The organism is Glycomyces sambucus (genome assembly GCF_900102815.1).
In the GTDB taxonomy this organism is placed as follows: domain Bacteria; phylum Actinomycetota; class Actinomycetes; order Mycobacteriales; family Micromonosporaceae; genus Glycomyces; species Glycomyces sambucus.
Genome location: NZ_FNGF01000001.1, coordinates 878486 through 889646, shown reverse-complemented (window position 1 = coordinate 889646; position 11161 = coordinate 878486). Strand labels below are relative to the sequence as shown.

12 protein-coding genes are annotated in these 11161 nt (G+C 69.8%); 8 read left to right on the top strand and 4 right to left on the bottom strand.

Annotation, left to right across the window (positions count from 1 at the left end; translation table 11 throughout):
* Positions 1-49 precede the first annotated feature (49 nt).
* Positions 50-1480, bottom strand: a complete 1431-nt coding sequence (locus BLS99_RS04150; RefSeq protein ID WP_245712144.1) for an alpha,alpha-trehalose-phosphate synthase (UDP-forming) — start codon at positions 1478-1480, stop codon at positions 50-52.
* Positions 1481-1641: 161 nt separating this feature from the next.
* Here BLS99_RS04150 and ettA point away from each other — a divergent pair, with 161 nt between their 5' ends.
* The 5 genes from ettA to BLS99_RS04125 all read left to right on the top strand — a co-directional run bounded on the left by ettA (position 1642) and on the right by BLS99_RS04125 (position 6575).
* Positions 1642-3321, top strand: coding sequence for an energy-dependent translational throttle protein EttA (ettA, locus tag BLS99_RS04145; RefSeq protein WP_091043939.1), 1680 nt, complete (start codon positions 1642-1644; stop codon positions 3319-3321).
* Positions 3322-3323: 2 nt separating this feature from the next.
* On the top strand, positions 3324-3725 hold the full coding sequence (locus tag BLS99_RS04140; protein ID WP_091043935.1) for an acyl-CoA thioesterase: 402 nt from the start codon (positions 3324-3326) through the stop codon (positions 3723-3725).
* A complete protein-coding gene (locus tag BLS99_RS04135) occupies positions 3713-4264 on the top strand; it encodes a DUF8185 domain-containing protein (protein WP_091043932.1) in 552 nt (183 codons plus the stop codon). The genes BLS99_RS04140 and BLS99_RS04135 overlap by 13 nt, the downstream gene beginning before the upstream one ends.
* A gap of 406 nt (positions 4265-4670) precedes the next feature.
* The gene (locus BLS99_RS26500) at positions 4671-5441 is read left to right on the top strand and encodes a type III secretion system chaperone family protein (protein ID WP_218126229.1); all 771 of its coding nucleotides are present in this window, start codon (positions 4671-4673) and stop codon (positions 5439-5441) included.
* Positions 5442-5657: 216 nt separating this feature from the next.
* Complete coding sequence (locus BLS99_RS04125; protein ID WP_091043928.1) at positions 5658-6575, top strand: hypothetical protein; 918 nt, start codon at positions 5658-5660, stop codon at positions 6573-6575.
* 200 nt (positions 6576-6775) lie between these two features.
* Here BLS99_RS04125 and BLS99_RS04120 read toward each other — a convergent pair whose 3' ends face one another.
* Positions 6776-7204 (bottom strand): globin, encoded by a 429-nt coding sequence (locus tag BLS99_RS04120; RefSeq protein ID WP_091043924.1) that lies wholly within the window; start codon positions 7202-7204, stop codon positions 6776-6778.
* 122 nt (positions 7205-7326) lie between these two features.
* Positions 7327-8361: a mechanosensitive ion channel family protein gene (locus BLS99_RS04115; protein ID WP_176953192.1), complete on the bottom strand. Its 1035-nt coding sequence runs from the start codon at positions 8359-8361 to the stop codon at positions 7327-7329.
* Positions 8362-8594: 233 nt separating this feature from the next.
* Here BLS99_RS04115 and BLS99_RS04110 point away from each other — a divergent pair, with 233 nt between their 5' ends.
* The 3 genes from BLS99_RS04110 (at position 8595) to BLS99_RS04100 (ending at position 10069) form a co-directional block, all read left to right on the top strand.
* Entirely contained in the window at positions 8595-9149 is a 555-nt protein-coding gene (locus BLS99_RS04110; protein WP_245712143.1) for an HNH endonuclease, read from the top strand.
* A gap of 238 nt (positions 9150-9387) precedes the next feature.
* Entirely contained in the window at positions 9388-9648 is a 261-nt protein-coding gene (gene ctaJ / locus BLS99_RS04105; protein ID WP_091043915.1) for an aa3-type cytochrome oxidase subunit CtaJ, read from the top strand.
* A 43-nt stretch (positions 9649-9691) separates the two neighbouring features.
* Complete coding sequence (locus BLS99_RS04100) at positions 9692-10069, top strand: DUF5130 family protein (RefSeq protein WP_342761256.1); 378 nt, start codon at positions 9692-9694, stop codon at positions 10067-10069.
* 56 nt (positions 10070-10125) lie between these two features.
* Here the strand turns inward: BLS99_RS04100 and BLS99_RS04095 are convergent, their stop codons facing one another.
* The gene (locus tag BLS99_RS04095) at positions 10126-11058 is read right to left on the bottom strand and encodes a hypothetical protein (RefSeq protein WP_143034679.1); all 933 of its coding nucleotides are present in this window, start codon (positions 11056-11058) and stop codon (positions 10126-10128) included.
* Between the last annotated feature and the right edge of the window lie 103 nt (positions 11059-11161).

The following is an 11161-nucleotide window of genomic DNA, read 5'->3' as shown; positions in this document are numbered from 1 at the left end:
ACACCGTCGTTGCGGATTATGTGTGCCTACCGGCCCCTGCCTGCCGTTTTCAGTCGGCGGAGGGCAGGCTGCCCGGATTGTACGCCGCGCTGCGCTCCGGAACTCCCAGCGCCGTGAGGAAGCTGCGCGCCCACCGGGAGACGTCGTGCTTGCGCAGGTACCTCCTCATGGCGCGCATCCTCTTCATCTTATCGTCGGCGGTCGCGTTCGCCGCTGTCACGAATCCGTCTTTCAGGTCTGTCAGATCGTGCGGGTTGACGAGGAACGCCTGCCGCAGATCCCCTGCGGCACCGGCGAACTCGCTCAACACGAGCGCGCCGCGGTTGTCGACCTGGCTGGCCACGTACTCCTTCGCGACGAGGTTCATCCCGTCCCTCAAAGGTGTCACGGCCATCACGTCGGCGGCCTGGTACAGGGCCGCCAGCTCATACCGGTCGAAGGACTGGTGCAGGTAGTGGACGGCGGGGAGGCCGACCACGCCGTACTCGCCGTTGATGCGCCCGACCTCGCGCTCGACCCGCTCGCGCAGGGCGATGTACTGGTCGACGCGCTCGCGGCTGGGGGTCGCGACCTGGATCATGACGGTCTTGGGGACCGTCAGGCGCCCGTCCTCCAGCAGTTCGCGGAACGCCTTGAGGCGCCGCTCGATGCCCTTGGTGTAGTCGAGCCGGTCGACGCCCAGGATGATCGTCTCGGGTTCGCCGAGCTCGGCGCGGATCTCCTTGGCGCGCTGGCGGACGCGTTCGGTGCCCGCGACCTCCTCGTTGGCGGCGGTGTCGATGGAGATGGGGAAGGCGTCGGCCCTGACCAGGCGGTCGTCGACGGTGACGTAGTGCCCCCTCGGCCGGTAGCCGAGGAGGTGCCGGGTGAGCGCCAGGAAGTTCTGCGCCGCCAGGGGCCGCTGGAAGCCGACGAGGTCGGCGCCGAGGAGGCCCTTGAGGATCTCCATCCGGTGGGGGAGCTGCATGAACAGCTCGACGGGCGGGAACGGGATGTGCAGGAAGAACCCGATCCGCAGGTCTGGGCGCCGCTCGCGCAGCATGCCCGGGACGAGCTGGAGCTGGTAGTCCTGGACCCAGACGGTCGCACCGGGGGCGGCTTCGCTGGCGCACACCTCGGCGAACCGCTCGTTCACCTCGTAGTAGGACTTCCACCAGGAGCGGCGGAAGACGCGGGGCTCGACCGCGTCGTGGTAGAGCGGCCACAGCGAGGCGTTCGAGAACCCCTCGTAGTAGCGGAGCACCTCGTTCTCGCTGAGTTCGACCGGCAGCAGCGTGACGCCGTCGGACTCGAAGGGCTCGGGGGCCGCGCCGGCGATGCCGGCCCAGCCGATCCAGGTGCCCCGGTTGGCCTGGAGAACGGGTTCGAGGGCGGTGACGAGGCCGCCAGGGGATCGGCGCCAGGTTTTGTTTCCCTCTTCATCGACGACCGCGTCGACGGGGAGGCGGTTGGCGACGACGATGAACGATGCGTTGCTCAATGTGTTCCTCCTTTCCACAAGCCTAGCGGGGGAGGGGTGCGAGAGGGCCGTGGTGACGCACACGCCTCCCGCCGAGGCCCTGATTGGCGGGAGGCCCCCAGGACTTGACATCATTGGTACCGGTCAGTTCCGTACAGCTCGTCGCAAAGCGAAGGATCAGCGTGGCGCAGTTCATCTTCTCCCTGGAAAAAGCCCGCAAGGCGCATGGTGACAAGGTCATCCTCGATGACGTCAACCTCTGGTTCAACCCGGGTGCGAAGATCGGCGTCGTCGGCCCCAACGGCGCCGGCAAGTCGAGCCTGCTCAAGATCATGGCGGGGCTCGACCAGGTCTCGAACGGCGAGGCGAAGCTGGCCGCGGGCGCGACGGTGGGCCTGCTCGCGCAGGAGCCGCCGCTGACCGAGGGCAAGACGGTCATGGAGAACGTCCAGGAGGCCGTCGCCCCGATCCAGGCGAAGCTCGACCGGTTCAACGAGGTCGCCATGGAGATGGCCACCGACTACACCGACGAGCTCATGACGGAGATGGGCCGCCTCCAGGAGGAGCTCGACGCCGCTAACGCCTGGGAGCTGGACTCGCGCCTGGAGCAGGCGATGGACGCCCTCCGGTGCCCTCCCGGCGACGAGCAGGTCGACCACCTCTCCGGAGGCGAGCGCCGCCGCGTCGCCCTGTGCAAGCTGCTGCTGGAGGAGCCCGACCTCCTCCTGCTCGACGAGCCCACCAACCACCTCGACGCCGAGTCGGTGCTGTGGCTGGAGCGCCACCTCGCCTCCTACCCCGGCGCCGTCATCGCCATCACCCACGACCGGTACTTCCTCGACAACGTCGCGGAGTGGATCCTGGAGCTCGACCGCGGCCGGACCTACCCGTACGAGGGCAACTACTCCACCTACCTGGAGAAGAAGGCCGAGCGCATGAAGGTGGAGGGCCGCAAGGACTCCAAGCTCCAGAAGCGCCTGCGCGACGAGCTGGAGTGGGTCCGCTCGAACGCCAAGGCCCGCCAGACCAAGTCCAAGGCCCGCCTGGGCCGGTACGAGGAGATGGCCGCCGAGGCCGACAAGACCCGCAAGCTCGACTTCGAGGAGATCCAGATCCCGCCGGGGCCGCGCCTGGGCTCGTCGGTGATCGAGGTCAAGGACCTGTACAAGGGCTTCGACGGGAACACCCTCATCAACGGCCTGAGCTTCTCGCTGCCGCGCAACGGCATCGTGGGCATCATCGGCCCCAACGGCGTCGGCAAGACCACGCTGTTCAAGACCATCGTGGGCCTGGAGAAGCCCGACTCGGGCGAGGTCAGCGTCGGCGGCACCGTGCAGCTCTCCTATGTGGACCAGAACCGGGCGGGCCTGGACGGCGACAAGTCCGTGTGGCAGGTCGTCTCCGACGGCCTCGACTACCTCATGGTCGGCAAGGTCGAGATGCCCAGCCGCGCCTACATCGCCGCGTTCGGCTTCAAGGGCCCGGACCAGCAGAAGCCCGTCAAGGTCCTCTCCGGCGGCGAGCGCAACCGCCTCAACCTGGCGCTCACCCTCAAGGAGGGCGGCAACGTGCTCCTGCTCGACGAGCCCACCAACGACCTCGACGTCGAGACCCTCTCCAGCCTCGAGAACGCCCTGCTCGACTTCCCCGGCTGCGCCGTGGTCATCTCGCACGACCGGGCCTTCCTCGACAAGGTCGCCACCCACATCCTCGCGTGGGAGGGCGACCCGGCCACCGGCGAGCCCGCGTGGTTCTGGTTCGAGGGCAACTTCGAGTCCTACGAGAAGAACAAGGTCGACCGCCTCGGCGCCGAGGCCGCCAAGCCGCACCGGGTCACCCACCGGAAGCTCACCCGGGACTAGCCATGGCGCGCTTCACGACCGACGTCGCCCTCCGGTGGTCCGACATGGACGTCTTCGGGCACGTCAACAACAACAAGTTCATGGTGCTGCTCGAAGAGGCGCGGGTGGCGATGATGTTCGACACCGCCGAGGCGGCCGGGATCACCGGCTTCCGCGAAGGGGTCGTCGTCGCCCGCCACGAGGTGGACTTCCTCCTCCCCGTGACCGTCCCGGCCGAGACGCGCGTCGAGGTCTGGATCGAGCGGATCGGGAACTCGTCGTTCACGTTCGCCTACGAGCTGTTCGCGAACGACAAGCTCGCGCTCAAGGCCCGGTCGGTCATGGTGCCGTTCAACACCGAGACCCAGCGGCCCCGGCGCGTCACCGCCGCCGAGCGGGACTTCCTCGAGCGATGGACCGACTGACCGCCGGCGACGGCCTCGCCTTCGCCGCGCGCGTCGCCCGCCTCGACCCGGACGCGCCCGTCCTCGCCCGCGAGGGCCGCCTGTGGGCGACCCTGCCCATCGGGGTCCTCGCGGTGCGCGAGGCGGCCGTCCCCGAGGGCGTCTACCGCGCCGCGGACCTCGCCGCCGGCAGCGGGGCCGCGCAGCCCGAGGCCGCCTGGCGCGGGCGCCTCCCGCGGCGGCCCTGGACCACGGTCGAGACCGTCCCCGCCGCCGACGTCGCCGACATCGACCGCAAGGCCGGCGCGGCCCTGCGCGAGCGGCGCGGCCACGGCGTGGGCGACCGCCGCCTGCGCGACGCCATGCTCGACCACGTGGCCCTCACCGTCGAGCGCGACGGCCGCCTCTTCCCGGTCCAGGTCCGCCTCGTCGCCGCCCTGTGCCGCATGGGCTTCCTCGGCGACGACCCGGTGAAGGTCCTGCGCGCCGGGCGCCGCCTGGGCCTCTCCGGCACCTTCGGCACCGTCTGGGAACGCGACCGCGGACTGCCCCTGTTGTGACCGTTGGGCGGTCACACCGTTCAGTGACTGATTTCCGACGTCCGGAGGATGGGACGACGCCTCCGACTCTGATACATATGAAACCGGTGACAGTACCCAGTACGGGCCTGCGAACAAACGCTCGACGGTTCATACTTTCAGTCAGGATTGGCTGACGGTTGTGCCAAGTCGCACCGAGTCCCTAGTCTGCTCACTGCAACGCGACGTAACTTGGCTGTGCCCGGCGAAGCACAACCAACCGCAACCAATGGCACAGACGAACGCCAATGGCGCGGTCGAAGACTAACAGCACAGTCGGAGACCAACGGCACGGTCAAAGACCAAAGGCACAGTCCAATACGAATGCCAACGAAGTACCCAAGCACTGCCAGTGATTCGCATTTTGGGTGGGAAGGCGGACAACACCATGGCATGGTGGCGAAGCAGAAAACGCGACGCAGAAGACGACCCGGTGACCGAGGCGGTCGCCGAGGCCGACAGCGAGATCGGCGGCTCGGCCGAACGCGCCCAGGCCCGCGGCAGCCAGCCCAGCGCGGTCCCGAACCCGCGCGCCGAGCGGCGCGAGGAGGCCCCCGACGCGCTCGAGTACGAGCTCGCCTCCCGCGAGCTGCGCCACGAGCTCTCCGCCGAGCAGCTCCTCCTCGGACCCGAAGAGGAGCAGATCTCCGAGATCGACCGCTGGCACCTCATCAAGAAGGACCTCGCCGAGATCGACCCCGAGTTCATCACCGACCTCGAGCAGATCGCCGCCGACGCCCGCGACGAGGCCGCCCCGCTCGACGCCGACCGCATCATCGCGGCCCTCAAGAACCTCGACATCCGCTACCTCGTCGACGAGAACGGCGGCATCGTGGCCCTCTGGGAGCGCCACATCGTCCAGGTCCGCGCCGAGGGCCCCGACGCCGACATCCTGGTGCTGCGCGCCCGCGCCTACCAGACCGTCCCCCGCGAGTGGGCCGAGCGCGGCTACTCGGCCATGAACGAGTGGAACCGCACGCGCCGCTTCCTCAAGGCGTACCTCGGCGAACCCACCGAGTCCGGCGCGCTCCCGGTGTTCGGCGAGATCCAGGTCCCCGTCCGCCCCGGCATCACCACCGCGCTCCTCGAAGAGCTCATCGACTGCGGCACCGCCATCTCCGGCACGTTCGTGGAATGGCTCGAAGGCGAACTCCTGTAACACCCGAGACCCCCGAACGGGGCCGGAGCGCGGAAGCGCTCCGGCCCCTATTTCGCGTGCGGGGTCCCTTTTGCGCGGTCGCAATTCGGTCGGGCCGGTGGAAATGCCAACGCCACCTGGGCGAACGACAGGGCACCGGCATATGTGGACTGCGCTTTCCGCGGAGCTTCGGTAATCTATGAACTCCCTTTAATTCAAATGAATACAGGAGCACCCATGACCCTCCCGAACCCCGACGCCCCGCGCGACGCCGATCCCCAGGCGACGGAGACCCCTACGGCGGCGCCCGACCCCGCGCCCGCGACCACCGGCGCCGCCGAGGCGCCCGCCGCAACGGCGGCCGAGACGAGCCCGGTCGAGACCCCGGTGGTCGAGGCGAGCCCGGTCGAGACCCCTGCGGCTGAGGCGGCTCCCGCCGAGACGGCCGCGCCGCAGAGCGAAGCGCCCGCGCTGGCCGCGTCCGCCGAGTCGCCTGCGGCGGCACAGCTTCCGCCCGTGATCGACAACACGGTCCAGCCGGCCATGACGCCGCCGCCCTCCGCGCCCGGCCCCCAGTACGCCCCGCCGGTCGCCGCCCCGCAGTACGCCCCGGCGCCGCCGATGCCCTCGGGCCCGGCGCCGTCCGCGCCCGGCCCGATGCCGGTCCTCTCGCACCCCACCGGCCCGGTCCCGACCCAGTCGATGCCGACCGGACCGGTGCCGATCCAGTCGATGCCGACCGGCCCGATCCCCGGTCCGCCCGCGCCGCGCAAGCCCTCCAAGGCCGGCACGGTCGTCCTGGCGATCGCGCTCGTCGTGGTCGGCCTGGTCGCCGGGACCTTCGCGTACCTGTACACCCAGGCCGCCGACGAGTCCGAGGCCCGCGCCGCCGAGATCGAGGACCTGCGCGCCTCCGAAGAGGCCCTGACCACCGAGAACGGCGAACTCGTCAACGACCTCGCCGGACTCCAGCTCGACGCCGACGACTTCGCGGCCTGCCAGACCGCGTTCGACGCCTACAACAGCCTCGAATACGAGGGCGACATCAACGCCGACGCCGAGAGCTTCGAGGAGCTCTTCACCGACGAGTACATCGCCTACCAGAACGAGCTCGGCGAGCTCTACCAGGAAGTCGTCATCCGCTGCTCGCCGTAACGCGATAGCGGACCGCGGCTGAAACGGGCTACGGCGAGGGCCCGGACGCGATGCGTCCGGGCCCTCGATCGTCTTGCTGAGACCAGGCATTCCCCACCTGAGCCTTCGGCTCGTGCGTTCCGCTTTCCGAGCCTTCGGCTCGGGCGTACCGCATGCTGTGCTTCTTCGTTTCATGCGTTCCGCATGCCGTGCTTCTTTGTTCATGCGTTCCGCATGAAGTCCGCCGCCCGCTTCATGTACTCCCACATGACCTTGTCGTACTCCGCCGGGAGCGCGACCTCGTCCATGGCGGTGCGCATGCACTTGAGCCAGGCGTCGCGCTCGCGCTCGCCGATCACGAAGGGCGCGTGGCGCATCCGCAGGCGCGGGTGGCCCCGCTCCTCCGAGTACGTGTGCGGGCCGCCCCAGTACTGCTCCAGGAACATCTTCAGGCGGCGGGCCGCCGGACGGAGGTCCTCCTCCGGGTACATCGGCCGCATGACCGGGTCGTCGGCGACCTGCGCGTAGAACGCGGTCACCAGGCGCTCGAAGGTGTCCTCGCCGCCCACCGCCTCGTAGAAGGACTGCGTGGGCGCGGGCTGTCCAGTCGGCGTGAGGGGCACAACGGCCCGCGGGCTGTCAGTAGGCATCTCCCAATCGTGCCAACCCCGGACCCGAGTGGAAAGCCGTTCCGATGCGCGTCACACCGAATGGGCGCTATATCACCGAGAAGGGTCCAGACCTCCGCCGCTCACGGCACCGCCCGAACCCCTTACGGGGTTGTGCCCGCCGCCCCGGCCGCGCCCGCCGGGCCGCCGTTCGCCATCGTGCGCGGCACGTAGATCCGCCCGCTCGACGCCAGGTCGATGACACCCGCGTCGCGCAGCGCCTCCGTCACGCGCCGCCGCAGCTCGCGCCCGGCCGCCCACTGCTGGTCCGAGGTCATCCGCACGCCCAGGCGCACCTTGATCTCGTCGATCGTCATCTCGATCGGGCCCAGGTACTCGGGCTCCTTGAGCACGTGGTCGCGCCACGCGTCGTCGTCCTTGAACTCCTCGGCCACCCCGGTGATGATCTCCCCGGCCCGGTCGATGTCCGCCGTCGGCGGCAGCGGCGTGTCCACCACCACGTACGCCCAGCTCTGGCTGGAGTTGCCGACCCGCAGGATCTGGCCGTTGCGCACGTACCAGAGGGTCCCGTCCAGCGACCGCAGCGTGGTCACCCGCAGGCCCATGTCGACCACGGTGCCCGTGGCGTCGCCCACGTCGACGTTGTCGCCGACCCCGTACTGGTCCTCCAGCAGGATGAAGATCCCCGCGAGGTAGTCCTGCACCAGGTTCTGGGCGCCGAAGCCGATCGCGATGCCGGCGATGCCCGCGCTGGCGAGGATCGGCGCCAGGTTCACGTTGAAGGAGCTGAGGACGAGCATGAACGCCACGGTGTAGATGACGATGCCGCTGACGTGCTGGAGCACGCCCGTCAGCGTCTCCGCCCGGGCCTTGGACCGGTCCCCGAGCAGTTCGTCGCGCCGCGAGTTCGAGGACCCGAGCTTGTCGGCCAGGTCGGCGATCGACTGCGGGCCCTTGATGGTCGTGACCTGCTTGATGATCCGTGCGATCGCGCGGTTGACGAGCCAGCGCAGGAGCATCGCCGCGACGAGGATCAGCAGCACCTGGCCGATCTTGTCGAGGACCGTGCCGGCGTCGACCGCGAACTCCTCGCTGTCGGTGATCCGCCACAGCAGCGAGCAGGCGTTGAACCCCGCATCGCAGGGGGAGGCCGTCTCGGCCGCCGCTAGCTCTTCCACGTTCACCATTCTCCGCTTCCGACCCCGGTCGCACGGTCCACCGGTCCGCACCGTCCGGCGCCACCGGGGGTTCGAACAGACGATATTCGTTCGTCATTCAAGATCCCACGGAACCAGGGTGCAATTTTCTGAGATATAGGTCAAACTTGTGGGGACCGATGGCTTGGAGGTACGTCACCGTGATAGGTCCTCGACATAGGAGCACGCTCGACAGCGATGATCCTTCCCCAGGGGTGCAAGCGAATCTCTTCACGCACGGCGTCGGTCTCGGGTCGGCGCTGGTCCTCAACCAGAGTTACGAACCGCTGTGCGTGATACCAGTGAAGCGGGCGGCGGTGCTGCTGCTCACTCGCAAGGCTGAAACCGTCACCCCTGGTGACGGTTTTCTGCGCTCCGAAACCATGCACATCCCCGTCCCCGCGGTGGTCCGGTTGAACCGCTACGTCGCCATCCCCAGGCAGGTCGGCGCGAGCCCCTCGCGCCGCGGCGTGTTCACCCGCGACGACTGGCGCTGCGTGTACTGCGGCTCCTCCGCCGAGACGATCGACCACGTCGTGCCCCGGTCGCGCGGCGGGACGCACACCTGGGACAACGTGGTGGCGGCGTGCGCCCCCTGCAACCACCGCAAGAGCGACAAGACCCTCGCCGAGCTCGGCTGGCGGCTCCCCCGCGTCCCCCGCCCGCCCTCGGGATGGCAGCTGCGCGGCTTCCGCGGCCAGCGCCGCCCCGACCCGGCGTGGGAGGCGTGGCTCCCGCGCCACGGGAAGGAGCGCGCCCGCCTCTCGTAGCCTCCCCATCGGACGGGCGGGCCCGCCGGAACGGTCATCGACCGCCGGCGGGCCCTTCCCATACCCGATGCGCGCCGCCCCTTGGGAACCGGGACTGCATGCGACCCGCGGCACCGACTTCCCACCTGCGGTGATGTGAGGGGCGCAATTGGATTAGGCTGAGAGGCATGGTCACGGCGCCCGCTTGCCAGCCGTACTCCGGCGGGGGCCACCTGTCTCTGCAACTACGGGAGCAACAATGAATTTCCAGGACTGGCTGATTCTGTTCGGCGCCCCGATCCTGGTCGTGGTCGCGGTCTTCACCGTGGTCTTCCTCCGCCACCCGCGGCCGCAGTCCCGCTACCGCGCGGGCCGCCCCTACGACTTCACACCGGTCTGGTTCGTCGCCCGCAACGGCGCGGTTCCCGGCGACGCCGGTTCGCACGCGGCCGAGCTCGAGGCCGCCCACGGCGAGGCCGTCGCCAGTGGACCCAAGGGAGGCTCCCATGGCAAGTGGTAACCAGGTCGCGGTCGTCGAGGGCGTCGACCGCAGCCCCGAGCACATGCGCCAGCCGATGCTGGAGGGCCCCTTCGACGTGAAGGAGCTGCTGCACCTGGACGAGGCCCTGTCCGTGGCCGAGCGCGACGGCGGGGGCCTGCACTACAGCGTCTACGTCGGCCCGCTGCACGACCCGGTGCGGGGCGCGGCCGAGGCGCTGCACGACAAGCTCGCCGACCCGGACCGCTCCGTGCTCGTCGCGGTCTCTCCGGAGCAGCGGCAGCTGGAGATCGTCACCGGCAAGCTCGCCCAGGAGAAGATCCCGGACCGCTCCGCGGCCCTCGTGGTCTTCTCGATGGAGGCCGCGTTCGGCGCCGGCCAGCTCGCCGGCGGGATCGTCACCGGTCTGCGGATGCTCGCCGAGACCGCCCAGGGGCGCTAGGCACCTACGAGAACGGCGGCCCGGATGCGGAAGCATCCGGGCCGCCGTCGCGTCCACTACTCGGCCGGCTCGTCGTCCGCGGACCGGCGGCGCTCCAGGAGCCCGTCGGCGTCGGTGAGCTCCAGCTTCCCGATGAACTCCACCCACGAGAGGGTGTCGGCGACGGTCTCGCGGATCGACAGGATCGTCGTGCCGGGGATGCGCATCGTCAATGTCGCGGGGGTGCCGATCTGCTTCTGCGCCAGGACCGCCTCGGTCGGCTGGCCGTTGAGGCCCTTGGCGAGTTCGAACACCGCGGACTCGTTCTCGCGGGCCTTGGGGACCCATTCCATGTCGCGCTTGAGCATGAGGGCGGCCCCGATCGGCTTGCCCTCGGCCTCGCCGCTGTAGGTCAGGACGATCCGGTCGGCCGTGCCGCGGGCGCTCGACAGCGTCCAGTCCGCGTCGGTGACGTCCACGAGCTGGCCCTGGAAGCGCAGCACCGACGTGCGGGTCTGCTTGGCGTGGCGGCGGTCGGCGATCGGCTTGGCGATGACCCGGAAGAACACCACCAGCGCCACGAGCAGGAGCAGCGCGATGCCCGCGGCGGCGAGCTCGTGGAGCCCGGCCTCGACGGTCCAGATGATCGACATCGGCACGAGGACGCCCGACGCGAAGCCCAGGAGCGGCTTGAGCCAGAACGGCCCCGAACCGGCGGGCAGGCGCAGCGGCGCCATGAGGCCGACCACCGCGGCCGCCACGAGGGCGATGCCGGTGAGCTCGGGCGCGGGGACGTCGTAGCGGCGCAGCCACTCCACGGCCCACCACGACAGGAACACCGAGCCGATCGCGACCGTGGGGATGAGCAGGACGACGGCGAAGACGAGCTGCTGGGGCTGCGGCCGGGTCCGCGAGGCGAGGACCGGCCCGAGGAGCAGGAGCGGCAGGACGACGCCGAACAGCGCGACCAGGGTGGCGCTGAGGACGACCACCGGCAAAAGCGCGGACAAGACTGCTCTCTCCATTCATCCCCAGGGCGGGCGCGCCGCGGCCGAGCCGCGACACGGCGAGCTTACCAACGGTGTGAAAAGCACTCGGGGCTCCGGGACCGCC